General features: G+C 52.0%; 27 protein-coding genes. 9 read left to right on the top strand and 18 right to left on the bottom strand.

Annotated elements, in window-relative coordinates:
* Positions 1 to 10: 10 nt before the first annotated feature.
* A complete protein-coding gene (locus ACZND6_RS02810) occupies positions 11 to 298 on the bottom strand; it encodes a co-chaperone GroES (protein ID WP_008812212.1) in 288 nt (95 codons plus the stop codon).
* A 222-nt stretch (positions 299 to 520) separates the two neighbouring features.
* Between ACZND6_RS02810 and dacB the strand changes: the two genes are divergently transcribed.
* The 4 genes from dacB to ACZND6_RS02790 are packed head-to-tail and all read left to right on the top strand — an operon-like array spanning position 521 to position 3,142.
* Entirely contained in the window at positions 521 to 1,948 is a 1,428-nt protein-coding gene (dacB, locus tag ACZND6_RS02805) for a D-alanyl-D-alanine carboxypeptidase/D-alanyl-D-alanine endopeptidase (RefSeq protein ID WP_293737189.1), read from the top strand.
* A gap of 47 nt (positions 1,949 to 1,995) precedes the next feature.
* Positions 1,996 to 2,298 carry an ElaB/YgaM/YqjD family protein gene (locus ACZND6_RS02800; protein ID WP_022100498.1) on the top strand — a complete coding sequence of 101 codons (303 nt, stop codon included), beginning with the start codon at positions 1,996 to 1,998 and terminating at the stop codon, positions 2,296 to 2,298.
* A gap of 27 nt (positions 2,299 to 2,325) precedes the next feature.
* A complete protein-coding gene (locus tag ACZND6_RS02795; protein WP_293737187.1) occupies positions 2,326 to 2,775 on the top strand; it encodes a phage holin family protein in 450 nt (149 codons plus the stop codon).
* Complete coding sequence (locus ACZND6_RS02790) at positions 2,762 to 3,142, top strand: hypothetical protein (RefSeq protein WP_293737186.1); 381 nt, start codon at positions 2,762 to 2,764, stop codon at positions 3,140 to 3,142. The genes ACZND6_RS02795 and ACZND6_RS02790 overlap by 14 nt, the downstream gene beginning before the upstream one ends.
* Before the next feature lie 91 nt (positions 3,143 to 3,233).
* On the opposite strand, the gene ACZND6_RS02785 is transcribed toward ACZND6_RS02790, so the two are convergent.
* The 10 genes from ACZND6_RS02785 to glyA form a co-directional block, all read right to left on the bottom strand.
* Entirely contained in the window at positions 3,234 to 4,556 is a 1,323-nt protein-coding gene (locus tag ACZND6_RS02785) for a hemolysin family protein (RefSeq protein WP_293702445.1), read from the bottom strand.
* Positions 4,553 to 5,053, bottom strand: coding sequence for a CinA family protein (locus tag ACZND6_RS02780; protein WP_293737185.1), 501 nt, complete (start codon positions 5,051 to 5,053; stop codon positions 4,553 to 4,555). The genes ACZND6_RS02785 and ACZND6_RS02780 overlap by 4 nt, the downstream gene beginning before the upstream one ends.
* Positions 5,050 to 5,583 carry a phosphatidylglycerophosphatase A family protein gene (locus ACZND6_RS02775; protein ID WP_293737184.1) on the bottom strand — a complete coding sequence of 178 codons (534 nt, stop codon included), beginning with the start codon at positions 5,581 to 5,583 and terminating at the stop codon, positions 5,050 to 5,052. Before ACZND6_RS02775 ends, ACZND6_RS02780 begins: the two co-directional genes overlap by 4 nt.
* Complete coding sequence (gene thiL / locus ACZND6_RS02770; RefSeq protein WP_293737183.1) at positions 5,580 to 6,614, bottom strand: thiamine-phosphate kinase; 1,035 nt, start codon at positions 6,612 to 6,614, stop codon at positions 5,580 to 5,582. Before thiL ends, ACZND6_RS02775 begins: the two co-directional genes overlap by 4 nt.
* Positions 6,607 to 7,086, bottom strand: coding sequence for a transcription antitermination factor NusB (gene nusB / locus ACZND6_RS02765; RefSeq protein WP_008864904.1), 480 nt, complete (start codon positions 7,084 to 7,086; stop codon positions 6,607 to 6,609). Before nusB ends, thiL begins: the two co-directional genes overlap by 8 nt.
* Positions 7,076 to 7,576: a 6,7-dimethyl-8-ribityllumazine synthase gene (ribH, locus tag ACZND6_RS02760; protein ID WP_149879759.1), complete on the bottom strand. Its 501-nt coding sequence runs from the start codon at positions 7,574 to 7,576 to the stop codon at positions 7,076 to 7,078. The genes nusB and ribH overlap by 11 nt, the downstream gene beginning before the upstream one ends.
* Positions 7,577 to 7,677: 101 nt before the next feature.
* Complete coding sequence (locus tag ACZND6_RS02755) at positions 7,678 to 8,286, bottom strand: riboflavin synthase (RefSeq protein WP_022100506.1); 609 nt, start codon at positions 8,284 to 8,286, stop codon at positions 7,678 to 7,680.
* 17 nt (positions 8,287 to 8,303) lie between these two features.
* Positions 8,304 to 9,395, bottom strand: a complete 1,092-nt coding sequence (gene ribD / locus ACZND6_RS02750) for a bifunctional diaminohydroxyphosphoribosylaminopyrimidine deaminase/5-amino-6-(5-phosphoribosylamino)uracil reductase RibD (protein WP_373216120.1) — start codon at positions 9,393 to 9,395, stop codon at positions 8,304 to 8,306.
* Positions 9,392 to 9,865, bottom strand: coding sequence for a transcriptional regulator NrdR (gene nrdR, locus ACZND6_RS02745; RefSeq protein ID WP_300875716.1), 474 nt, complete (start codon positions 9,863 to 9,865; stop codon positions 9,392 to 9,394). Before nrdR ends, ribD begins: the two co-directional genes overlap by 4 nt.
* 21 nt (positions 9,866 to 9,886) lie before the next feature.
* Positions 9,887 to 11,155 carry a serine hydroxymethyltransferase gene (glyA, locus tag ACZND6_RS02740; protein WP_300875719.1) on the bottom strand — a complete coding sequence of 423 codons (1,269 nt, stop codon included), beginning with the start codon at positions 11,153 to 11,155 and terminating at the stop codon, positions 9,887 to 9,889.
* A gap of 233 nt (positions 11,156 to 11,388) precedes the next feature.
* Between glyA and erpA the strand changes: the two genes are divergently transcribed.
* Positions 11,389 to 11,760: an iron-sulfur cluster insertion protein ErpA gene (gene erpA / locus ACZND6_RS02735; protein WP_008812232.1), complete on the top strand. Its 372-nt coding sequence runs from the start codon at positions 11,389 to 11,391 to the stop codon at positions 11,758 to 11,760.
* Positions 11,761 to 11,812: 52 nt separating this feature from the next.
* On the opposite strand, the gene ACZND6_RS02730 is transcribed toward erpA, so the two are convergent.
* Together ACZND6_RS02730 and ACZND6_RS02725 are read right to left on the bottom strand one after the other, a co-directional pair.
* Complete coding sequence (locus ACZND6_RS02730; RefSeq protein WP_293737179.1) at positions 11,813 to 12,919, bottom strand: anhydro-N-acetylmuramic acid kinase; 1,107 nt, start codon at positions 12,917 to 12,919, stop codon at positions 11,813 to 11,815.
* A 48-nt stretch (positions 12,920 to 12,967) separates the two neighbouring features.
* Positions 12,968 to 14,296 carry a peptidoglycan DD-metalloendopeptidase family protein gene (locus ACZND6_RS02725; RefSeq protein ID WP_293737178.1) on the bottom strand — a complete coding sequence of 443 codons (1,329 nt, stop codon included), beginning with the start codon at positions 14,294 to 14,296 and terminating at the stop codon, positions 12,968 to 12,970.
* Between the two features lie 184 nt (positions 14,297 to 14,480).
* Between ACZND6_RS02725 and tyrS the strand changes: the two genes are divergently transcribed.
* The 3 genes from tyrS to ACZND6_RS02710 are packed head-to-tail and all read left to right on the top strand — an operon-like array spanning position 14,481 to position 16,844.
* On the top strand, positions 14,481 to 15,725 hold the full coding sequence (gene tyrS, locus ACZND6_RS02720) for a tyrosine--tRNA ligase (RefSeq protein ID WP_293737177.1): 1,245 nt from the start codon (positions 14,481 to 14,483) through the stop codon (positions 15,723 to 15,725).
* Positions 15,726 to 15,732: 7 nt separating this feature from the next.
* The gene (gene dtd, locus ACZND6_RS02715) at positions 15,733 to 16,185 is read left to right on the top strand and encodes a D-aminoacyl-tRNA deacylase (protein WP_489524376.1); all 453 of its coding nucleotides are present in this window, start codon (positions 15,733 to 15,735) and stop codon (positions 16,183 to 16,185) included.
* Positions 16,186 to 16,190: 5 nt separating this feature from the next.
* Entirely contained in the window at positions 16,191 to 16,844 is a 654-nt protein-coding gene (locus ACZND6_RS02710; protein ID WP_370748116.1) for a YbhB/YbcL family Raf kinase inhibitor-like protein, read from the top strand.
* A gap of 63 nt (positions 16,845 to 16,907) precedes the next feature.
* Here ACZND6_RS02710 and argC read toward each other — a convergent pair whose 3' ends face one another.
* From argC to glpK, 5 genes are all read right to left on the bottom strand, one after another.
* Complete coding sequence (argC, locus tag ACZND6_RS02705) at positions 16,908 to 17,966, bottom strand: N-acetyl-gamma-glutamyl-phosphate reductase (protein ID WP_489524375.1); 1,059 nt, start codon at positions 17,964 to 17,966, stop codon at positions 16,908 to 16,910.
* A 174-nt stretch (positions 17,967 to 18,140) separates the two neighbouring features.
* A complete protein-coding gene (rpsI, locus tag ACZND6_RS02700) occupies positions 18,141 to 18,533 on the bottom strand; it encodes a 30S ribosomal protein S9 (RefSeq protein WP_008812239.1) in 393 nt (130 codons plus the stop codon).
* A gap of 3 nt (positions 18,534 to 18,536) precedes the next feature.
* Positions 18,537 to 18,965 carry a 50S ribosomal protein L13 gene (rplM, locus tag ACZND6_RS02695; RefSeq protein ID WP_008812240.1) on the bottom strand — a complete coding sequence of 143 codons (429 nt, stop codon included), beginning with the start codon at positions 18,963 to 18,965 and terminating at the stop codon, positions 18,537 to 18,539.
* A 230-nt stretch (positions 18,966 to 19,195) separates the two neighbouring features.
* A complete protein-coding gene (locus ACZND6_RS02690; RefSeq protein WP_418941298.1) occupies positions 19,196 to 20,662 on the bottom strand; it encodes a glycerol-3-phosphate dehydrogenase/oxidase in 1,467 nt (488 codons plus the stop codon).
* Between the two features lie 2 nt (positions 20,663 to 20,664).
* On the bottom strand, positions 20,665 to 22,164 hold the full coding sequence (glpK, locus tag ACZND6_RS02685) for a glycerol kinase GlpK (protein ID WP_293737172.1): 1,500 nt from the start codon (positions 22,162 to 22,164) through the stop codon (positions 20,665 to 20,667).
* A 438-nt stretch (positions 22,165 to 22,602) separates the two neighbouring features.
* On the opposite strand from glpK, the gene ACZND6_RS02680 reads away from it, so the two are divergent.
* Positions 22,603 to 22,914, top strand: coding sequence for an HPF/RaiA family ribosome-associated protein (locus ACZND6_RS02680; protein ID WP_008812244.1), 312 nt, complete (start codon positions 22,603 to 22,605; stop codon positions 22,912 to 22,914).
* Positions 22,915 to 23,008 lie beyond the last annotated feature (94 nt).

The following is a 23,008-nucleotide window of genomic DNA, read 5'->3' as shown; positions in this document are numbered from 1 at the left end:
CTAGGTCGTCTTACTCGAGGACACCCATAATGTCTTCTTCACGCATTACGAGGTATTCGTCCCCGTCGACCTTCACGTTCTGGCCGGAATATTTGCCGAACAGAATGCGGTCGCCTACTTTAACATCCATAGGGATGAGCTTGCCTGCTTCGTCACGCTTGCCGGGACCGACAGCGAGGACAACACCCTGGTCAGGTTTTTCACCGGCTGCTTCAGGGATATAAATACCGCTGGCTGTACGTGTTTCGGCGTCAACGCGTTTAACAATAACGCGGTCGTGCAAAGGACGAATCTTCATCTTTAAAACTCCTATTTGTGTTTATCAAAGCGCTAGGCTTTACCAATATTTCCTTATATGAGGCTATGCAGTCTTTTTTCAAGGCCGTTCTCAAATAGGTGTTTATACTAACAAACTCTGTAAACAAATGTGTTTCAAATGCGACGTTTTGTTAACAACATGTAATGTCGCGTAAAAATGGCATCTTTGCTCGAGTTTTACTGATGTTTTGTGAGGATTGAAGTGGTTAAATTTAGCGTCGTCGCCCTGTCTTTTTTCATTTTTTTCTCCCCTTCCGGTCAGGCAGCCTCCCAAAAATCAGCACCCTCCCTTCCGGCGCCCATTCAGAAGGCCCTGAACTCATGCAAAGTCCCTAAAAGCGATTTTTCGCTCTCCGTCATTCCGCTCAGCGACAAAGGAACCACCTTAAAGTTCAACGGTTCTACACCTCGAGTGCCGGCGTCCAGTGCCAAAGTCATTACTTCAGCTGCGGCGCTGCAGCTTCTGGGACCCGCAAAAGTCTGGACGACCCGATTCGTTTCCTCTGAGGAACCGGATAAAAAAGGAGTGCTCAACGGAGATCTTTATTTAGTCGGGCACGGTGCGCCCTCCTTGACTATCGAGCGCTTCTGGCTTCTGGTCGACAATCTCCGCGCCCGCGGCGTCAAAGAAATCAAAGGAAATATCATTGCCGACCGCTCACACTTTGATGTGACGCCTATTGATCCTTTTGCATTCGACGGAGAAGGCAACCGTCCTTACAACCTGGGACCTGACGCCTTGATGGTGAACTCCCGCTCTTTCTTCATTAGAATCCGCCCTGATAAAGAAGCCGGCGTCGCCTACCTTTATCCCGAGCCGAGAATCGCCGGTGTGAAGCTTCCCGAAAGCATTCCTTTAAGCAAAGAAGGCTGCGGAGCATGGAGAAAGCAGATCAATCCGGATTTCTCCAATCCGCTTAAACCTGCCTTCAAAGGAAAATTCCCGCTGAAGTGCGGCCCTAAGGACTACTTCTACACCAGCCTCTCAGCCGACCAGTATCTTCAGGTCGTCTTTGCCGACATGTGGAAAAAAGCCGGAGGCTCCTGGAAAGGCAAAGTCGTTCAAGGCAAACTCCCCGAAGACTCTGAGGATTACAAAGTGCTTGCTTCTTCGTACTCCGAGCCTTTGACGAAACTTGTCTACAACATGAATAAGTACAGCGACAACATCATCGCTCGTCAGCTCTTCCTCGCGTTAGCCAAAACTCAGAAAGACGAACCCAAAAACTTAGAGGGGGCCCGAGCCGCCGTCTATGAATGGGCCGCTTCCCTAAAGATTCCTGCCTCCTCGCTCAAAATCGACAACGGCAGCGGTCTTTCTCGTACCACGTCCGTTTCTACAGATGCCTTCGTGACGGTCCTGAAACATATGTGGAACTCTCCGCAGATGCCTGAATTCGTCTCCTCGCTGCCGATCTCCGGCGTTGACGGGACCATGAGAAAAAGACATGTCGCTCAGGGCAGCGCACACGTCAAAACGGGATATATCCAAAACGTCCGTTCGATTGCGGGGTATGTTCAGACGAAAAGCGGCGAACGCTATGCCGTCGCGGCCATCGTCAACGGACCTTCCGCGATCAATTCCATACCCGTTATGGACGCTGTAATCAGCTGGGTTTACGGCAGGTGATAGACTTTTCAAACATATAGATATCCTTAAAGGGAGGTAATTTCAGTATGGAAAACAAAATTGAAGCCGTAGTTCGTGAAAATGTTGACACTGCCCTCGAACAGGCTGACGAATTCCTGAAGCAGGCCTCCGCCGCTACCGGCGAAGAAGCTAAAGAGCTCCAGGCAAAAGCTAAAGAATGCCTGGCACGTGCAAGCAGAAACATGAAGAGCTTCTACGAGAAGACTTCTGAAGAAGGCAGAGAAATTGCCGGTGAAGTTAACGACTGCGTTCGCTCCAATCCTTGGCGTGCTGTCGGTATCGCTGCTGTCGGCGGCCTCCTGCTCGGTCTCTTGGTTGCTCGCAAGTAATTCTTCCCGAGGCTTTCGGAGATAGATATGTCAGATAGAAATAACGCCGACCCCGGACTCTTCACCATCCTTAATCAGGTGGTTGACGGTTTGGCGACGCGTCTTCAAATTGCTTCTATCGAGCTCTCCGTCGCCAAAAACAACGCGGCAAAGACAGCAATTTATGCTGTTCTTGCCGCCCTTTTCGGCCTCTTTGCGCTCGTTTTTATATCGGTCGCACTTCTTGTTATTTTCTGGGAAGATCACCGCATTTTCGTTTCCTGCTGCATAGCAGGCGTCTATCTGCTCCTGTTCCTTTTCTTCTTAGGCAAAGCCCGCAACCTTGCGGCTAATATGCCTTATGCGTTTGAGGAATCTCGTCAGATTTTGGCTGCCGACGTAGCCGCTTTCCGTGCTTCCTGCAATAAGAAAGCAGGCGTCGCCGCCCAACAGCCGGTCGATCCTACCGAAGGGGAGAACAACAATGCAGGCAAATGAAGACGTTGCTCGTAAGCTTGCACAACTGACCGTCAAGGCAGGTGAACAAAGAGCTCAGATTCAAGATGAGTTGACCTATATGCGCAGCAAACCCGCATCCGCTGTCAAAAACATCGGAGTCGACGCGGTTAAAACCATGCAGGCCCTAGGTTTAACTAATCCGAAAGTTGCCATCCCCTTGGCTCGAACGGTGTTTATTCCGGCTGCGGTGGCAATTGCAAGATTGGTCCTTAAAAACGGCAGCCCCAGGCGCTACCTTGGCGCGGCATTGATTGCCGCAAGCTCTTTCGGTATCTTCAAAGGTATCGAATACGATGAGAAGCACCCGATTGTGAAGAAGGATCCTAAGAACCCTTCGTCTAAGTAGCTTCCTCTCCGCATACGAGAAGACCGCCGGGACAGCGGTCTTTTGTTTTGAGTGCTTCTTTAAGGCCGGCTCACGGCCGGCCCGAAATTGTCTAGCTCTCTTTTTCCTTAACGTCATCTGCAGACGGCAGTTTGGTAATCAGGATACGGTCCAGACGGCGTCCGTCCATAACCATAACACGGAATTCCCAGCCGTCCCATTTGACTCGATCTCCGGTACGGGGCAGGCGCTCCAGAAGGAAGATCACCATGCCTGCAACCGTCGTATAGCGGTCCTTATCTTCGTCCGGCACCTCATCAATGTCGAGCAAGTCTTTCAGTTCGGGAATCGGCAGCAAGCCGTCGACTTCATAGCAGTTCTCGCCCTTCTGAATGATCTGAGCGTCTTCCGGAGCATCCGGCTTAAATTCGCCGGCAATAGCTTCCAGCACATCGTGCGGCGTCACCAGACCTAAGATTGCGCCGTATTCGTCAACTACCATCGCCAACGCTGCGTCGCTCTTTCTGAAGGTGTCTAACAGCTCCATACCGGAAATAGATTCCGGAACGTAGAGTACGGGCTCGTAGTTCACCTTGAAGTTGGGTTTACCGTCATTGACCATCTGCTTTAAAAGCAGACGTGTGGTGACCACACCTCGGATGTCGTCCAGACCTCCGTAGCAAACCGGAAGACGAGAATGCTGAGAGTTGAGAACTTTTTCCATATTGACTTCGCGTGTATCTTCCAAGTCCAAGTACTGGACTTCGGAACGCGGAACCATCAGGGACGCAACGGCACGGTCATCCAAACGGAAAACATTTTTGACCATCGTGTGTTCCTGCGCGTCAATCACGCCGGCCTCTCCGCCTTCGTCGATCATGGAATGAATTTCTTCTTCCGTGATCTTTTGATCGTCCTGCTTAATGCCGAGGATCTTAAGAAGCAGCTCTGTGGAGAAAGAGAGCAGCTTCACGAAAGGCATGGCCAGGATAGCCAGCCAGTGGATGGGCTTAGCAACCAAACGGGAGATCGCGTCAGCGCCCATCTGACCGATACGTTTCGGAACCAATTCACCGATCACAATGGAGAAGTACGTGATCAGAATAACCACCACTGCCATTGAAGCACCGCGAGCGGTCGCAGCCGGAATGTGAATGGTGTCTACAAGAAAATTAGAAAGCGGATCCACCAATGCCGACTCACCGACGATACCGGAAAGAATGCCGATAGAAGTAATGCCGACCTGGATGGTAGAAAGCGCTCTTGTCGGGTTTTCAGACAGAGACAAAGCAAGCTCTGCACCGCTCGCGCCTTGATCTGCCAGCATTTGCAGCTTGCTGCGGCGAGCTGTAACGATGGAGATCTCGCTCATGGCAAAAAAACCGTTGAGGAGAATCAGCAGAATTAAACAGAGAATATCGAGCCAGATACTCATGATGGCTGCCTTTCGTCGAGCATTTCGATTAACCCTTGGATAGCGACGGCAACCGTCTGCTCGCGCACGCTCTGACGGTCGCCCTTGAATGCATAGCGGCCGACTTCGGCCATCTCATCTTTGCGCTTCCAGCCGATAAACACAGTACCGACGGGTCTGCCCGGCATTGCACCGTCCGGACCTGCAATACCGCTGACGGCCACGGCCATGGTAGCGTTGGAGTGACGAATCGCGCCTTCAAGCATCTGCGATACGGTTTGAGTGCTCACGGCAGAGAAGCGGTCAAGAATAGACTGCGGAACGTCCAGCATCTCGTGCTTCGCTTGATTGGTGTAAGTCACGAAACCACGCTCGAACCATTCGCTCGCGCCGGGAATCGACGTCAGGGCTGAACTGATCATTCCGCCGGTGAGGGACTCGGCGGCAACCACGATCTGACCGGTACCGACAATGCGGCGGCTGAGTTCTTTGACTTTATCTTCTATTTCTTTATTCATCGCAAAATCCAAAAAGGTGAAGCGGCTCCGTAGAACCCTGCCACCCAGGCCATCGAATTAATAACCAGAATGGCATAAACAGCCGCGAATATATCGTCAAGCATGACAGTAAAGCCGTTCTGACGGCCTCTGTCCACCACCGATGCGGGCGGAAGCTTAACGATGTCAAAAAAACGAAACGCGATTACGGATGAGAGCTGCCACCAGAAACCCAAAGGCGTCAGAAGCAGAACCACCCATACCGCGACGACTTCATCGACCACGATGGAGCCGTGATCGACTTTATTTAAATAAGCAGTACTTTTACCGACCGAGACACATCCGAGCACAAATAAAACCAATGCCGCGGCCCAGATGAAGCTCCGTCCGAGCCACATATCCAAAAGCCAGAAGGCGCCCCACGCCGCAAAGGAACCCCAAGTTCCCGGCGCCGGCGTAATGCAGCCGGATCCGAAGAATGTTGAGATCCAAAGCCAAGGGTGTTCAAGCACTGTCTTAAAAGAAGGCGGTGTCGTTTTATAGGATTTCATGAGCCGGCCTCTCCGAAATGGTTAAATGAGGCCCCGCACGCGACCTCCGCACCGTTTGCATCAATAATTTTTAAGGGATCCCCTGCCGGAACAATCTCGCCGATGCGGGACACACGAGTACCTGCACGCTCAGCGATTCGTTCGACTTCTCCGCGGCAATGAGAAGGTGCGGTAAAGAGCAATTCGTAATCATCTCCGCCGGACAAAATACAGCGCTGTTGGATGGCTTCGGGAAGAAGTTTCATTGCGTCGGACTTCGGAAAAGCCGGCCAGAAAAGGCGAGCTGAAACCCCCGATCGCTCCAGGATATGCTTCAGATCTCCAACCAAACCATCGGAAATATCGCAGCAGGCCGTGGCGACATTGAGCAATCCGCGGCCGAGCGCCACCCGAGGTTCAGGCAAATCCATGCGGGAACGGAAATATCCGAAAAGCGGCTCGGCAAACGTCCAGTATCCGAAGATCTGACCGAGCGCTGCAAACGCGTCTCCCGGCGTGCCGGAGACCCAAATATCATAGCCGACTCGAGCACCGGCTCGGGTCAGTCCTTTGCCGGCAGGCAGTTCGCCCATCGCAGTGATGGAAATCGCGGTGTAAGGGGGCTGTCCCGGTTTTGCAAAGGATTTGACAGTATCTCCGCCGCGAAGCGGACAATTAAAACGGCGCGCCTCTTCCAAAAGACCTTTGGAAAAACCATCCAGCCAACACTGGTCGATGCGAGGCAGAGAAATAGAGAGAAAAAACGCTTTCGGTTCAGAGCCGGCAGCGGCAAGATCAGATAAGTTCACGGCAAGCGCTTTGCGGCCTACCGTATAAGGATCGGCATTTTCTAGGAAATGGGACCCGAGGGCCATCATGTCGGCCGTCACGGCTAAACGCATCGGTCCGACGTCAAGAAACGCACAGTCGTCCCCTGCGCCTTGTGAAGGCCACGCAGACGGATAAAAAGAGCGGTCCGTAAAAAAACGAGATATGACTCCGAATTCATCAAGCGGATTCGGAGTCACCGTACAGGCAGGGTGCTCAGGCATTTTTGCCTTTCACAACCTCGTAGGGACGAAGTTCCGGAACCATCTTGTCCAAAACTCCGTTGACATATTTAAAGCCGTCGGAACCGCCGAAGCTCTTAGCCAGTTCCACTGCCTCGTTGATCACAACGCGATAAGGCGTCGTCGTGTTTTTAAGTTCGTACGTGCCGATTAAAAGAATGGCTCTTTCAATCGGAGACAACGAAGTCACTTCACGGTCGATATGAGGAGCGTAGCTCGCCTCAAGAGACGGGAACTCTTCGGTAACGCCGTGAAGCAGTTCACGGTAGAAAGCCTGATCGGCTTTGTCAAAATCTTCAGCTTCCAAAGCTGCAGCATCAATTGCTTCCGGGTCGGTATGACTCATCAGCCACTGATAAACGCCCTGAAGAGCGAATTCGCGTGAACGGCGACGGGCGCTCCGGCCTCCGCGCTTCTTTGCGGGGCTCTTGGCTCCCGTATGATTACTGTCCATCATCTTCTCCGAAATTTTCCATAACGCGCTGTCCGCAGAAGCGGCGCAGATTGCCCATTTCCAGAGCCACGCGAGCGGCGTCGGCACCTTTTTCCTGGACGCGGGCTTTGGCCTGTTCTTCGTTTTCAACTGTCAGAATGCAGTTGGCCACAGAGATGCCTTCGGTCATAACGAAGTTTGTCACGCCACGGGAAGACTCATTGGCGACCAGTTCAAAGTGATAGGTTTCTCCTCTGATCACGCAGCCGATTGCAACTAAGGCGTCCAAATCCGGATAGCCTTCGTAGAGCATGACAAGTGCTCCGGGGATTTCCAAAGCGCCGGGAACCGTGGTTACCACGATGTTCTCGTCTTTTACCCCATGAGCTTTGAGCTCTTCGTAGCAGGATGCAAACATGGCATCGCAGGCCCAGTCGTTGAAGCGGGCGGAAACAATACCGATTTTCAAATCACTGCCGTCTGCATTCGGTTTAATGAATTCAATGGACACATTCTTCTCCGTTAAATTGATAGGCGGAATTCTAACAAAACGGCCTTTGAAATCCTCCGCGAATCGCTCCGCGTTGGGTTCAAAGGCCGTCAAAAATTCAATTATTTATGCTCGGTGAGCGAATACATTCTTTCGATGTAGCGGGCAACCGTATCCACTTCGACATTGACCAGGTCGCGCTTCTTGGTGTGCTTGAAAGCGGTGTGCTCGAAAGTATGCGGAATTAAGTTGATGCTGATGCGGGTGCCGGCAGGTGTGTCTTCCACTTCGTTGATCGTCAGGGAAACGCCGTTGATGGCCACCGAACCTTTATAGGCCAGGAACTTAGCAAGTTTCATCGGGCAGCGAACCACCAAACGATAGGATTCGGCAACTTTATCGAAGGCGTCGACTTCGCCTACGCCGTCAACATGGCCGCTCACAATGTGACCGTCTAAACGATCGCCGAGACGCATGGCCTTTTCCAGGTTCACATAGCCCCATCCGTCCAAGCCGGCGGTTTTGCTGAGTGACTCGGCAGAAACTTCAACTTTAAATCGCTTCTCATCGACTTCGACCACTGTCATGCAGGCGCCGTTGATGGCGATCGAGTCACCGATCTTGACCGTGTCCAAACCAAGTTCCGGGGCTTCAACATGAATACGCAGACCGTCACCAATCTCTTCGTTGTCGCGAATACGGCCGACGGCCTGAATAATTCCTGTAAACATAAATATCGTCTCCTTATTTAGCGCACCGGACGGAGCATCAGACGCACATCCGGACCAACTTTTTGAATATCGGTGAATTCTAACGCGACACCCTCACAAAGGTCTTTAAAAGATGGTAAATCCAGCAGACGGCGTCCATCGCCTAAAAAAACCGGCGCCACGTAGATCAGATATTCATCAATCAGACCTTCCATCGCCAAGGCTCCGTTCAGACGAGCTCCTGCTTCTACATGCACATCATTGATTTCGCGCTTAGCAAGCTCGCGCATCAGAGCTCTGAGATCCACCTTGCCGTCTTTGCCGGGAAGTTCAATCACCTCAACGCCCTGACTCTCAAAGTTCTCAGCCCGCACTATGTCGTAGTGCGCGCACACCAGCAGAGTCTTTCCGCCCTGGAAAATCTTCAGATCCGGATTCAGACTGAGATTGGAGTCCACGACGACTTTCAGAGGCTGGCGAGTAACACCTTCGAAACGCGCCGTCATCTGAGGATTATCTGCCAGCACGGTCCCGAGCCCGGTCAGCACCGCGCCGCTGATACCGCGCCAGAAGTGCCCGTCTGCACGGGCTTCTTCCGAAGTAATCCATTGGCTCTTGCCGTTGGCAAGCGCTGTGTTGCCGTCCACACTCATGGCCATCTTAGTGCGGACCCAGGGCATGCCTTCTCTTTGACGCTTTAAAAATCCGCGGTTGATCTCTTCGGCCTCTTCGGCTTCCAGCCCGCACTCAACTTTAACGCCGGCTTCTTCCAGCATCTTGAGGCCCTTGCCTGCCACCAAAGGATTGGGATCTTTCAGGGCTGCAACCACGCGGGCAACCTTCGCATTTTTAAGCGCTAGGGCGCAGGGCGGTGTGCGGCCGTAGTGTGAACACGGCTCGAGCGTTACGTAAACCGTTGCGCCCTCTACGCTTTCTCCGCGGGAGGCCGCGTCGCGCAAGGCCATGACTTCGGCATGTGCCTCGCCGGTCTTTTGAGTAAAACCTTCGCCGATGATGCGGCGGTCTTTGACAATCACGCAGCCCACGGCCGGATTCGGCGGACAGTTAAAACGAGCTTTCTTCGCCAGCTCCAGCGCACGGCGCATATATGAACAATCGGAAAAACTCATTTTTCATCCTTTCCTTGGTCGTCTCGGGCGTTTTCAACGAGCTTGATCATGTCGTCCAACGTCCCGCAGTTAAAGTAGACCGAACCGTAGCGGACATAGGCCACGTTATCGAGTTTCTTCAACTCGAGCATGACCATATCTCCGACGCGTTTGGAGGTCACTTCCTTTTCCCCGGACACTTGAAGCTGCTTCTCAATGCGTGAAATGGCCGAGTCGAGCTCGCTTGCTTTCACAGGGCGCTTGCGCAGCGCAATCTGCATGGAGCGGCGCAGCTTCTCGCTGTTGTAGGCCTCCCGAACGCTGCCGTTTTTCTTGATAATGAGCGGCATCTGCAGTGCGGCCTTTTCGTACGTCGTGAAGCGGGCACCGCAGTTCGGACACTTTCTCCGGCGCCGAATGGCCGAACCTTCTTCACAGGTGCGGGAGTCAATAACTTGAGTGTTGGGTTCTTTGCAGTAGGGACAAAGCATAGGATCGCTCCTGAATCAGCCTTACACGGTTGCCAAATAAACAGGGAATCGGGCAACGAGACTTGCAACACGTTCTTTTACGTTGGCGAGCACCTGTTCGTTCTTAGGTGCATCAAGCACGTCAGCGATGAGATTGGCGACTTCGATCGCTTCATTTTCTTTGAAGCCGCGGGTCGTCATGGCAGGAGAACCCAAGCGAATACCGCTGGTTACGAAGGGTTTCTGCGGGTCGTTCGGAATCGAATTCTTATTGACCGTAATACCGACTTCATGAAGAACGGTTTCAGCTTCTTTCCCGGTGATATTCTTAGAACGAAGGTCCACGAGCATCACATGACTCTGGGTGCGTCCGGAGACAATACGAAGGCCGCGTTTCGTCAGAGCGTCAGCCATTGCAGCAGCATTCTTGATGACCTGCTGCTGATATTCCTTGTATTCCGGTTTTAATGCTTCGCCGAAAGCGACTGCCTTAGCGGCAATCACATGCATCAGGGGACCGCCTTGAACACCGGGGAAGACCGCCATATTGATCTGTTTTTCCAGATCGGGACGGCAGAAGATCATGCCGCCTCTCGGTCCGCGCAGCGTCTTGTGGGTCGTGGTCGTCACGATATCGGCGTAAGGGAACGGACTCGGATAAACTCCGGCGGCAACGAGCCCCGCATAGTGCGCCATATCGACCATAAGGTAAGCGCCGACTTTCTTCGCAATTTCGCTGAAACGCTTGAAGTCGATATATAAGGAATAAGCAGAAGCTCCGGCGATGATAATTTTGGGCTTGTTTTCTTCAGCAAGCTTTTCTACCTGGTCGTAGTCAATTTCTTCTTTGTCGTTTAAGCCGTAGCTTACGACGTTGAACCACTTGCCGGACATATTGAGCTTCATGCCGTGAGACAAGTGGCCGCCTTCGGCAAGCGACATACCCATCACCGTGTCGCCGGGATTGAGCAGGCCGAAGAAAACGGACATATTGGCCTGAGCTCCGGAGTGCGGCTGTACGTTAACCGCCATTTCTACGCCGACCGGTTCGCAGAAGAGTTTGAGGGCACGTTCTTTGGCCAGCGTTTCAGCCTCGTCAACATACTCGCAGCCGCCGTAGTAGCGTTTGCCGGGATATCCTTCGGCATACTTATTGGTCAACACCGAGCCTTGGGCCGCCATAACGGCCGGAGAGGCGTAGTTCTCACTGGCAATCAGTTCAATCTGATCTTCCTGACGTTTGCCCTCTTTTTGAATGATTTCCCATACAGCCGGGTCAGATATTTCGATGGTCGAATTCTTGTTGAACATGTGCTTTTCCCATAAGTAAGCCATAAAACTGCGGGGGTTGATCCGCAGGCGATTATCAAAGAATTATAAGTTTGAAACTCCGCTGAACGCGGCATCGCTTCCTAAAATCAAACGGCTTAATCTGTTGGACGGAATCCGTTTGTTTTCACAAATTATGACCTAATCCGGCCTTGTGCTATTGACGGATTCTCTATAATCCGTAGTACTAAATTTACTTATTGCAAGGAAAAATAATGGCTGAAAACAATGTTCAGGATCAGGAACAGATCAAGCTTCCCGACCCCATTATCTTCACCGATGCCGCCAGCCTCAAAGTTAAAGAACTGATTGACGAAGAAGGCAACCCGAATCTCAAACTCAGAGTATTCGTTCAGGGCGGAGGATGCTCCGGTTTCCAGTACGGCTTCACTTTTGATGAAACCACCAACGAAGACGACGCTGTGATGGTCAGAAACGGAGTCACCCTCCTGATCGACTCCATGAGCTATCAGTATCTCGTCGGTGCCGAGATCGACTACAAAGAAGACCTCGAAGGCGCACAGTTCGTGATTAAGAACCCGAATGCGACGACAACCTGCAGCTGCGGCTCCAGCTTCTCCGTCTAAGCATTAAGACACGACAAAATCGTCAGAGACCTCCGCAAGGAGGTCTTTTCGTTTAGGCGGGATACAAGCAGCCCAGAATTCGAGAACCGGATGCGCCGGTGGCACTCGGCAGATTTCCCGGCTCTCGGCGGTCAAAACGATAAGCCAGCCACGCAAACGCCAACCCCTCAACGTCCTGCGGATCCACGCCGAGCTCCGCAGTTGTCGTGACAACCAACTCGGGATTGAGCAGTGCCAGCTCACTAATCATCAGAGGATTCTTGGCGCCTCCGCCGCAGACTCTCAGCTCTTTGATGTGCGGCGCAAAATTGCGAATCGCATCCGTGACGGTTTCTGCAGTAAAGGAAACCAGCGTCCGCTGCACGTCCTCCGGTTTTTCTCCGTTTAATCGGGCTTCCAGCCAAGGCAGGTTGAAAAGCTCGCGTCCCGTGCTCTTCGGAGGCACCAGAGAAAAGAATTTCTCCTGTTTCAAACTCTCCAGCAGCTGCGGAATGACTTTACCGCTGCGTGCCCACACGGCATCCTGATCATATCGAACGTGGTTGACCTTTTCGATCCATGCGTCCATCAGCACGTTTCCTGGGCCGCAGTCAAAACCCAGAACTTCGTCGTCGCTGCCGCGCTCGGGCAGTACGGTAAGATTGCTGATGCCGCCGATATTTAAAATGCCGCGCGGCACATCTCCGCTCAGCACCCACTTATGAAAGGCGGGAACCAGCGGTGCCCCTTCTCCGCCGGCAGCCAAGTCACGGCTTCTGAAATCCGTAATCACATCCGTTTTTGTGAGCTCCGCCAGTAAAGCCCCGTTGATCAGCTGAGTGCTCGCGCCGATCTGCGGATTGTGCCGTATCGTCTGGCCGTGCGCACCGATCGCCCGGATGTTCTTGTAATTCAGTCCGCTGTCTGTCAGCAGCTTATTGAAAGCCTTAGCATAAATCTTTGCGATCTCGTTGGCACCGTTCTGCATGCGGAAGACTTCGTCCGGTCCGGTCTGACACAAGGAAAGCAGGCTTTCGCGCAGCATGTCCGAGTAAGGCTCAAAACTGCGGGCAATAAATTGACAGCCTTTTTCATTAAAAACGCATGCGACAGCGTCAACACCGTCCATGCTGGTGCCGGACATCATGCCGACGTAAATAGGAATATTCGGAGTGCACATAAAAACAAAGGCCTCACACAACTGAGGCCTCAAATTCTAACAAGTCGTTTAGTCCGAACCTGTTGCGGCTGAATTCTGCGCAAGCTGAAGTCGGCTCAGCATTGCGATCTGGCGGCGCATCGGAGAGATTGCAAGCTTGAAATCTTCCAGCGCATCCTCTTTCAGGTTTTCTCCGGTTCGAAGATCGGCGATGAGCGGATTGATTTGCTGACCGTCTTTCTTCAGTTCATAGTGAAGATGAGGACCGGTCACCATACCGGAAGTACCGACATATCCGATCAGCTGTCCTTTCTTCACTTTGACGCCTTCGGCCATGCCGGCTGCGTACTTGCTCAAGTGAGCGTAAAGTGATTTATAACCGCCGGCATGAGTGAGCTCAAGCCAGTAACCGTAGCCGCGGCGTTGATATTTCTTGGAAGAAATCACTCCGTCGCCGGCTGCGTAAACCGGTGTTCCGCGCGGTGCACCGAGGTCAACACCCCAGTGCGGACGCAGGCGTCCTGTCACAGGATGCTTACGAACGCGGTTAAAAGTAGAGGTTACGCGGGCTTCGCAGGGCATACGCAGGAACGTAATGTCTGTGTTGTTGCCCTCGGAGTCGAAATAACCTTCGACGCCTTCGCCCTCGTACCAGTAAGAATCAATGGTCTTGCCTTTGGAGAAATACTCAATTGCCAAAAGTTTTCCGGAACCGAGGTCGGCTCCGTCAATCTGGCGGCGTTCATAAATGACGCTGAAAGAATCGCCGGCAGCAACACCTTTATTCACGTCCATCGACGTGCTGAGTCTTTCTTTAATTTGAGCCAAAACATTGGCCGGAATATTTGCAGAAACCGCTGCGCTCTCGAGCGAGGTCTTAATCACTGCGGAGGAGGCAATCGGGAAGGCATCGATCTCGCTCTTTAAATTGGCGTGCTTAAACTTTCCGGATTCTTTGCTGACCTGGAAATAAGCGACGTCGCGAGACAAGGAGTCAATCGGACGGAAAACACGCAAAGAAATGACTTCTCCGGTCGGTGTCAGGCGAGCCTGAATCAAACGTCCTTTCTGGAGGCGAGCAAAAGGATTCTCTTTACCTTTGATGGAGTTCACATAACGAACAAATGCTTTGTCGTTAATGCCCAGTCTTTCGAAAATCTTTTTGTTCGAGTCTTTTGCCTGGATGCGGGTTTCGGCGTAAACGTGATCCATCTCGCTGGCCCACTGCTGAATCAAATCCCCGAGTTCAATCTCGCCGGCTTTCTCTAATACCACTTCGCCTTTCCCGGGAAGAGCTGTTTCCTGAGAAACGGCCGAAGAAGGAATGGAAAACAGTAAAGCCGCAGTCACACCCAGACCTGTCAAAATCTTCGTAAATTTGGTTCTAAACGGCTTCACTCTGATCTCTCTATTAAAAACGAACACTCCCACATCCCCGATATCTGACAATGTCGGGCAGAGAAAGTAGAATAAGGGCTGTTTTGGAAATCTGCCCTTCGGATTTGAGTCGATTGATTATAAAACATTAATTTTCTCAAGTCTTCACGGGGTACCACCTACATAATTCAGGATTTTTCTAAAAATGACAGATACTGCTCAGGCAAAAAAGTTTCCGGTAACGGAAGATATTAAGGAAGCGATGGCGCTGATTAAACGCGGCACAGACACGCTCCTCGTTGAAGAAGAGCTCGAACAAAAGCTGGCTCGTTCGAAAGCAACCGGTAAACCTCTGAGAATTAAATTAGGTCTTGACCCCACGGCTCCCGACATTCATTTGGGTCATACCGTCGTCTTGAACAAACTTCGTCAATTCCAAAACCTCGGTCATACGGTGATCTTCCTTGTGGGCGACTTCACCAGCGCGATCGGTGATCCTTCCGGCCGCAACACCACTCGTCCGCCGCTGACTCGTGAACAGATCGAGGCCAATGCTAAGACTTATCTCGATCAGGCCTACAAAGTTTTGGACAAAGACAAAACCGAAGTTCGTTTTAACTCCGAATGGTGCAATAAATTAGGCTCGGCCGGCTTCATCAAACTCGCCTCCCGCTATACGCTCGCCCGTCTGCTTGAACGCGACGACTTCGCCAAGCGTTTTGCTTCTCAGGCTCCGATTGCCATGCACGAGCTGATCTACCCGCTGATGCAGGGATACGACTCTGTTGAGCTTGAAGCCGATGTCGAACTCGGCGGCTCCGACCAGCGTTTCAACCTTTTGGTCGGCCGTGAGCTTCAGCGTCAATACAACCAGGAGGCCCAGTGCATCATTACGATGCCTCTGCTTGTCGGTTTGGACGGCGTCAACAAGATGAGCAAATCCAAACACAACTACATCGGCATCACCGAAGAACCGAACGAAATGTTCGGAAAAGTCATGTCCTTGTCCGATGACCTGATGTGGAACTGGTTTGACCTGCTCTCTATGAGAAGCAATGAAGAAATTCAGCAGCTCAAGAAAGAGTGCGAAGCCGGCCGTAATCCGCGCGACGCCAAGGTCATGCTGGCCAAAGAAATCGTCACGCGCTTCCACAATGCAGAAGCTGCCGACGCAGCTGAACAGGAATTCATCAACCGCTTCCGCAAGGGTGCCGTTCCTGAAAATATTCCTGAAGTCACACTCGAAAACGCAGGCGAAGCGATGGGCATCCTCAAGCTCATCAAAGAAGCCGGTTTGGCACCGTCTACCACTGAAGCCGGCCGCAATGTCACCCAAGGCGGTGTTCATTTGAACGGCGAAAAGGTCACGGATAAGGGCCTTCAGGTCCAGCCCGGAACCTATACGCTTCAGGTCGGCAAGAGAAAATGGGCTAAGGTTACACTGAAGTAACCCTGTCATGATTGCATTGATTCAACGCGTCTCGGAAGCGTCAATTACTGCCGACGGCGAATTCCGCGGAAGTATCGGACAGGGCTTAATGGTTTTAGTCTGCGGAGAAAAAAACGATAAGCTCGAGTACACCGATGCCCTCGCAGAAAAAGTCGTTGGCTATAGAGTTTTCAGTGACGTCGACGGCAAGATGAACCTGAGCCTGAAAACCGTCGGCGGCGGAATCCTCGTGGCTTCTCAGTTCACGCTGGCTGCAGACACCAACAGCGGTACACGTCCGAGCTTTTCTCCGGCGGCAGATCCTGCCCTCGGAGAAGCGCTCTATGAGCGTTTCCTGGAAAAGCTCCGGGCCCTCGGTTTTAATCCGGTGACGGGAGTTTTCGGCGCTCATATGCAAATCAGCCTGGTAAACGACGGTCCGGTGACTTTCCGCCTGTGTTACCCGAAGAAGAAAGACTGAAAATGATGGATACGATTTTTCGCGTTTGGAGCGACTCTTTTGAAGATGGCAAGCCCATTCCTGAAGGTTTCGCCTATGCAAAACCCGACCCGATGGGAAAAGAACACACTCTGCCGGCAGGCAACCGAAATCCTCAAATTGCCTGGTCTAACCCGCCTCTGGGAACAAAGTCTTTAATCGTCATTTGCGAAGACAACGATGTTCCTGCTGATTTCTCTAAAGCTAATGTCGAAGGAGAAACCATTCCGGCAGACGCCCCGAGAACAAGCTTTATTCATTGGGTGTTAGTCGATATCGTTCCGGAAGAGCCGTGCATCGATGCAGCCGCGCTTTCTAAAGGAATTTCTCCTCGCGGCAAAAGAGGACCGGCTTGCGCCAACGGCATGCGTCAGGGGCTCAACGACTATACCGACGCCTTCAAAGGTGATCCGAACAACGAGGGACATTATTACGGATATGACGGTCCCTGCCCTCCGTGGAATGATGAACGCATCCATCGCTATGTCTTCACCGTCTACGCAGTGGATTTCCCGCTGCTGCCGCTCAAAGGCAATTTCAACGGCAGAGATGTCAAAGAAGCCATGAAAGGTCACATTCTGGCCTCTGCCTCGACCGTAGGAACTTATACGCTGAATCCGAAACTGTTGAAAAATTCTTAGTCGCATTTAGCACGAAGGGCCGCATTCGCAGCCCTTCGGCTTTTATTTTCAGGTCAGTTGTCTCTAGGGAACCAAAGCAATCTGTTCGAGACCTTCGATTTCCGGAAGGCCCATGACAAGGTTCATGGCCTGCACCGCCTGTCCGGCTGAACCTTTGACCAGGTTGTCTTCCACAACCAAGATCACCAAAAGATTAGGTTCTTTGCGGTAGAGCGCAATACGAACCATATTGGAGCCGCGCACCATCCTCGTCTCAGGCAGCGATCCTTCGGGCAGCACGTCGACAAAAGGCTCATCAGCATAGGCTTTTTCATAAAGAGCCTGGTAATCGATGCTCTTGCCCTTTTCTTTCAATCGCACATAAATCGTCGAGAAGATGCCGCGGATATTGGGCAGCAAGTGAGGAATAAACGTCAGAGGAACGGTTTCTCCGGCAAAAAGGCTCAGCTGCTGCACCATCTCCGGCTCATGACGGTGTCCGGCAACGCCGTAGGCTTTGAAATTATCGGAAAATTCGGCGCAGTTCAGACTGATATCGGCTTTACGGCCGGCGCCGCTGATGCCGGATTTGCTGTCCGCAATAATCGACACATCAAGATTCACAATATCGCCGACTTCTTTATGCAGTTTGAGCAGCGGCATGAGCCCAAGCTCAATCGTAGTCGGGTAGCATCCGGCCATACCGAGGACGTCCGCCTTCTTCATTTCGTCCCGCATACTTTCCGGTTGGCTGTACACGGCATTAGCCAAGATCTCGGGACATTTGTGGTCCATCTTGTACCACTTCTTAAAAACTTCTTTGTCTTTCAGACGAAAATCGGCAGCAAGGTCAATAACTTTGACACCCTTAGAAGTGAGCTCTTCGGCCATGCTCATCGCAACGCCGTGCGGTGTCGCAAAAAATACAACATCACATTGATCTAGAGGTGCAGAGGCAGGGTCTTCAAAAACCAAATCTACTCTTCCTCTGAGCGAAGGAAACATCTTAGCCACATGCGTTCCGGCGTCCTTTCGACCCGTAATCGTGACGATCTCTGCATGCGGATGCTGTGCCAAAAGGCGGAGTAATTCAATGCCCGTGTAACCGGAACCGCCCACAATGCCGACTTTTACTTTTTTCATTTTGAGAGCCTTTAGGAATGAGGATTTGAAAAACTTTTGGAAAGTATATCGTCGGTAGCACCCGAGAGGCTGTCTGCGGCAAAAAGTTTTCAGCCGCATATAAAGCAAAAGGCCGCCGAAGCGACCTTTTTGATGAAAACTGCCCGGAGGCAGTTCCCGCAATTCTGAAGCGAATTAACGCTTGGAGAACTGTTTACGACGACGTGCCTTGCGAAGACCGACTTTCTTACGTTCGACTTCACGAGCGTCACGTGTAACAAGACCTGCCTGAGACAGAACAGACTTGAGTGCTGCATCGTAATCGATCAGAGCGCGAGTAATACCGTGACGAATTGCGCCGGCCTGACCGGATTCACCGCCGCCGCGAACATTGACTTTGATGTCGAATGTTTCGACGTTGTCGGTGAGGATGAGCGGCTGACGAACGACCATGCGGCCGGTTTCGCGGTGGATGTACTCATCAAGAGAACGGCCGTTGATTTCGATCTTGCCGGTGCCGCGCTTCATGAAGACGCGAGCAACGGAGCTCTTGCGGCGGCCAGTGCCGTAGTTGTAATTTCCAATCATTTTTTAGATCTCAAGCTGTTTGGGTTGCTGGGCGGAGTGTTTATGGTCGCTGCCGGCATAAACGAAGAGCTTCTTGAACATGGCATAGCCAAGCGGGCCCTTCGGAAGCATGCCTTTAACTGCGATTTCGAGAGCACGGCCGGGATGCTTTTCCTGCATCTTGCGGAAAGTGGTCTCGTATACGCCGCCGGGGTAGCCGGAGTGACGGAAATATTTCTTGTCTTCAGCTTTAGCACCGGTCATGACGAGCTTGTCAGCGTTGACAACAATGATGTAATCGCCCGTGTCGACGTGCGGTGTGTATTCAGGCTTGTCTTTGCCACGGAGTCTGAGAGCGATTTCAGCGGCAAGGCGGCCGACAACCTTATCGGTTGCATCAACCACGTACCATTCACGCTTCACTTCAAGCGGCTTGGCCGAGAAGGTTTTCATTACTATTCACCTATAAATTTGGCGCATACAAATGCGCCGCAAATTATCTTTAAGCTCGGGCGGATTAATTCCCGAGACGACATTATTTACAACGGACGAGCGATGACGAAAGGACAACGCTCCAACAGAGAGGACAGGATTATACGTAAAAAATCAAGTCAATTCAACTTGATAACACGCTGATAAAGTTTTTTGCAATTTGGCCGAGCAATCTTTGCTCGGCCAAACTTTTATTCGGAGGCTTCGGCTTCAAAAACGTCTTTGATCTTAGGCAGAAGCTCTTCTGTCTTAGCCTTATTCATCTGACCGATTCTTAGACGACGATAAAGAACGTCCTCAGGTGTCATAGCAAACTGCGTGTCGCGGCAGTGCACTGCGTAGGCCTTCAGCTGTTCATCCGTCAGCGTGCCTTTGAGAATCTCAGCTTCAAGTTCATCAGGATTGAACTCATTGTCGCGATAAATCGACATATATTTCGTCGGACACGGACGCTTGTAAATTAAACCCTGGTCCACAGCCACAGACATAGCGTGTTCGGCCATCTTGCGATAAGCCGTCCACTTGCCGCCAGTGACCGTGATCATGTTCTTGAATTCAGGAATCACCGAGTGCTCTCTGGAAACCGCAGCGGTCGAGCCGCCGGCATTCGGGTTAAACAAAGGACGGAGCCCGGCAAACGAAGCCAGCACGTCCTTGCGCGAGATCGGATAGGCAAGATACTTGCGGGCCGTCTCGAGCATGAATTCGATTTCTTCTTCCGTCGGCTCCGGATTGAAGGAAATGTCTTTTTCTTCCTTGTCTGTCGTCCCGATTTCGAGAACGCCGTGCCAGGGAATGCAGAAGAGAACCCGTCCGTCGGAAGTTTTCGGAATAAACATGCCGGTCTTGCCGCCGAAATGATCCGTGCTGACAACGATATGAGAGCCTCTTGAAGCGCGGATAAACGGCTTCACATCCGGAGAAACCATACGGCGGATTTCATCGGCCCAGACACCGGCCGCATTAAAGACCATGCGGGTCTTAACGCTGTATTCTTTGCCGCTGAATTTATCCTTGACTTTCACAACGGTAATTTCGCCGCCGCAGCCTCTTTCAAATCCGACCACAGGCACATAGTTCAGCAGAAGTGCTCCGCGGGCTTCCGCCGTTTTCATCAAGGCAATATTGAGTCGGGAATCATCGAACTGAGCATCCCAGAACTGCACACCGCCCTTTAAGCCGTCAGCCTTTACACCGGGAAGACGACGAATGGTCTCGGCGGCAGAAAGGAATTCGGTCTTGCCGACCTCGTAGCCGCCGTAAGCCATGGCGCCGTAAAGGCAAAGACCGGCCATGTAGTACTCGCGCTCGAAGTTTTCATAGCAGGGAAGAATGAACGGTTCCGGATGAACGATATGCGGCGCATTGCCCAACAGAAGTTTTCGTTCGATCATCGCCTCGCGAACCAGTTTCCAGTCGCGCGGATTCTTCATATAGCGAACGCCGCCGTGAATCAGTTTGGTAGAACGGCTGGAGGTGCCTTCGGAGAAGTCCTGCGTGTCGAACAACACCGTGGAAAAACCGCGAGCAGCGGCATCAACCGCAATACCGGCGCCGGTCGCACCGCCGCCGATGATGAGCACATCCCAGACTTTGTCCTCTTCCAATTGCTGAAGACGGCTTTCTCGCCCCGGATTAGTCTTTGCGTTGAAGTCCATTCTTACTGCTCCCATCCTTTAGACCGTGCCACTGCACGGCCCCATTGTGTCGTTAAAAATTCGCGTTGATCCTGCGACATCGTCGGCTCAAAGGTCCGCTCCCGCCGCCATAATTTTTCAATTTCTTCCGTGCTCTTCCATACTCCGCAGCCGAGGCCCGCTAGGTAAGCCGCTCCTAAAGCCGTCGTCTCAACAACTTCGGGACGCACAACCGGAACGCCGGAAATATCTGCCTGAAACTGCATCATTAGATCATTTTCCGAGGCGCCCCCGTCCACCCGCAGCTCGGTGAGCCGCGCGCCGGCATCGTTCATCATTGCCCGAAGAACGTCATTGCACTGGAATGTTATTGATTCTAATGCAGCCCGGGCGATATGCGCGCGTGTCGTTCCACGAGTCAGACCGATCATTAATCCTCGTGCATGAGGATCCCAGTAAGGCGCACCTAATCCGACAAAAGCGGGAATCAAATAAACGCCGCCGTTGTCTTTCACTTGTCGTGCCAGGCTCTCGATTTCCGCGCTCGTTTCAATCAGTCCCATACCTTCCCTGAGCCACTGCACGACCGCGCCGGCTACGAAGACGCTTCCTTCCAAGGCATATGTGGTTGAGCCCGGAATCTTCCAGCCGACGGTGCTCAAAAGCCGGTTGTCGGATAACTTGGGCGTCGATCCCGTGTTCATAAGAAGAAAGCCGCCCGTGCCGTAAGTATTTTTAGTCATACCGGGCTTGAAGCATGCCTGCCCGAAAGTGGCCGCCTGCTGATCGCCGGCCGCCCCGCAGATATCGATCGGTGCGCCGAGGATAGCCGGCGCCGTCTTTCCGATCAGCCCCGAACTCGGAACCACACGAGGGAGCATGGAAGCGGGTATGCCGAAGATATCCAGCAGCTCCTCATCCCAGCGGCAATTGTGAATATTAAATAAGAGTGTGCGGGAGGCATTCGAGACATCCGTGACGTGCTCTAATCCGCCGGTCAGATTCCACATAAGCCAGCTGTCGACGGTCCCGAACAAAAGCTCGCGGGCCGCGGCCTTCTCTCTTGCGCCTTCAACGTTATCTAAAATCCACCGAACTTTCGAAGCCGAGAAATAAGGATCCAGACACAGTCCGGTTTTGTCATGGATTAGAGGTTCAAATCCGCTGTCGTGAAGCTTCTCGCAAAAACCTGCAGTGCGTCTGTCCTGCCAGACAATCGCACGATAAATCGGCTTTCCGGTTTTCTTCGACCACACGATCGTGGTCTCTCTTTGATTTGTGATGCCGAGCGCCCGAAGTGCAGATCCGGACAGCTTAAGATCGGCCAAGGCGCCTAACAGGCATTCCTTTTGTTTGAGCCAAATCTCTTCAGCGTCCTGCTCTACCCAGCCGTCGTGCGGAAAATACTGAGTCAGAGGTTTTTGGCATGCAGCCAGCGGACGCCCCTCCGCGTTAAAAATAATCGCACGAGCGCTCGTTGTGCCCAAATCCAGAGAGGCAATTAATTCTGTGGTTCCATTCATTGAGGAGGGCCTCGTTCAATACTTTGACCAATTTTCCGGTCTTGGAGCTAAAAAGCCGGGTTTGTAACGTCAAACTAGCACAACCGATCGACTAATGGCCGAATTTTCTTCTTTCTCTGTAAAAGAGTCTGCTGAGGTTGCCATCTTTTGTGTCGTATTGAGCAAAACAAAGCTAAAAATTGCTGATATCTGTCCTTTTTTGTCGCCTAAAACGCACTATTAACGACGAATGTCAGAATCAGAGAATTTGGCAAGGAGGGGTTTTCTCTTATGAAAATGTCGATTTTCGACTAACTTCGGTTATTTTTCAGAGAAATTCTGCGAAAACACAACTTTTTCTATTTTGCGCCAAAAAAGCGAAAATAAAAATCCCTAACAATTATTCGAAAAATATGAAACAATTGGGGGTAGAAGTTTTAAAAAGAAAGTGAGGATTATATGAAGCTTCCACTGCAAGTTAGTTTCCACGGTATCGATCGTTCCGAAGCTCTTGAAAATTTAATCGCAAAAGAAGTCGAAGGACTCCACAAGTTTGACGCTGATCTGATCAGCTGCCGCGTTGCCGTTGAAAGCGAAGGCCGCCACCAGAACCAGGGCAGAGAATGCAGCGTTCGCGTTTCTCTCAACGCTCCCGGCCACGAATTCATCATGAACACGAAGAACGAAGATGCCCACGCAGCCGTTCGCGCTGCTTTTGACTCTTTGGCCCGTCAGGTCAAAGACAATGCTGCAAAGCGCAGAGGCAATTAATCCTCTTTTCTGCTTGATGCAATCGCAGACTCTTCGCTGAGTCTGAGCCCCCGCCCGACAAATGCCGAGGCGGGTTTATTTTTGCCTGCCGTTT

This window comes from Parasutterella sp. (genome assembly GCF_057870745.1).
This window is presented reverse-complemented; position numbering and strand designations above follow the sequence as displayed.

Coding starts and splice junctions, on each gene's coding strand:
- ACZND6_RS02785 (WP_293702445.1), bottom strand. CDS start 4,556: ATGAGTATCTGGCTCGATATTCTCTGTTTAATTCTGCTGATTCTCCTC.
- nusB (WP_008864904.1), bottom strand. CDS start 7,086: ATGGACAGTAATCATACGGGAGCCAAGAGCCCCGCAAAGAAGCGCGGA.
- ACZND6_RS02800 (WP_022100498.1), top strand. CDS start 1,996: ATGGAAAACAAAATTGAAGCCGTAGTTCGTGAAAATGTTGACACTGCC.
- erpA (WP_008812232.1), top strand. CDS start 11,389: ATGGCTGAAAACAATGTTCAGGATCAGGAACAGATCAAGCTTCCCGAC.
- ribD (WP_373216120.1), bottom strand. CDS start 9,395: ATGAGTTTTTCCGATTGTTCATATATGCGCCGTGCGCTGGAGCTGGCG.
- glyA (WP_300875719.1), bottom strand. CDS start 11,155: ATGTTCAACAAGAATTCGACCATCGAAATATCTGACCCGGCTGTATGG.
- nrdR (WP_300875716.1), bottom strand. CDS start 9,865: ATGCTTTGTCCCTACTGCAAAGAACCCAACACTCAAGTTATTGACTCC.
- thiL (WP_293737183.1), bottom strand. CDS start 6,614: ATGCCTGAGCACCCTGCCTGTACGGTGACTCCGAATCCGCTTGATGAA.
- ACZND6_RS02790 (WP_293737186.1), top strand. CDS start 2,762: ATGCAGGCAAATGAAGACGTTGCTCGTAAGCTTGCACAACTGACCGTC.
- glpK (WP_293737172.1), bottom strand. CDS start 22,164: ATGAATGGAACCACAGAATTAATTGCCTCTCTGGATTTGGGCACAACG.
- ACZND6_RS02710 (WP_370748116.1), top strand. CDS start 16,191: ATGGATACGATTTTTCGCGTTTGGAGCGACTCTTTTGAAGATGGCAAG.
- rpsI (WP_008812239.1), bottom strand. CDS start 18,533: ATGATTGGAAATTACAACTACGGCACTGGCCGCCGCAAGAGCTCCGTT.
- tyrS (WP_293737177.1), top strand. CDS start 14,481: ATGACAGATACTGCTCAGGCAAAAAAGTTTCCGGTAACGGAAGATATT.
- argC (WP_489524375.1), bottom strand. CDS start 17,966: ATGAAAAAAGTAAAAGTCGGCATTGTGGGCGGTTCCGGTTACACGGGC.
- rplM (WP_008812240.1), bottom strand. CDS start 18,965: ATGAAAACCTTCTCGGCCAAGCCGCTTGAAGTGAAGCGTGAATGGTAC.
- dtd (WP_489524376.1), top strand. CDS start 15,733: ATGATTGCATTGATTCAACGCGTCTCGGAAGCGTCAATTACTGCCGAC.
- ACZND6_RS02755 (WP_022100506.1), bottom strand. CDS start 8,286: ATGTTTACAGGAATTATTCAGGCCGTCGGCCGTATTCGCGACAACGAA.
- ACZND6_RS02775 (WP_293737184.1), bottom strand. CDS start 5,583: ATGAAATCCTATAAAACGACACCGCCTTCTTTTAAGACAGTGCTTGAA.
- ACZND6_RS02730 (WP_293737179.1), bottom strand. CDS start 12,919: ATGTGCACTCCGAATATTCCTATTTACGTCGGCATGATGTCCGGCACC.
- ACZND6_RS02810 (WP_008812212.1), bottom strand. CDS start 298: ATGAAGATTCGTCCTTTGCACGACCGCGTTATTGTTAAACGCGTTGAC.
- ACZND6_RS02690 (WP_418941298.1), bottom strand. CDS start 20,662: ATGGACTTCAACGCAAAGACTAATCCGGGGCGAGAAAGCCGTCTTCAG.
- ACZND6_RS02795 (WP_293737187.1), top strand. CDS start 2,326: ATGTCAGATAGAAATAACGCCGACCCCGGACTCTTCACCATCCTTAAT.
- ACZND6_RS02780 (WP_293737185.1), bottom strand. CDS start 5,053: ATGAATAAAGAAATAGAAGATAAAGTCAAAGAACTCAGCCGCCGCATT.
- ACZND6_RS02680 (WP_008812244.1), top strand. CDS start 22,603: ATGAAGCTTCCACTGCAAGTTAGTTTCCACGGTATCGATCGTTCCGAA.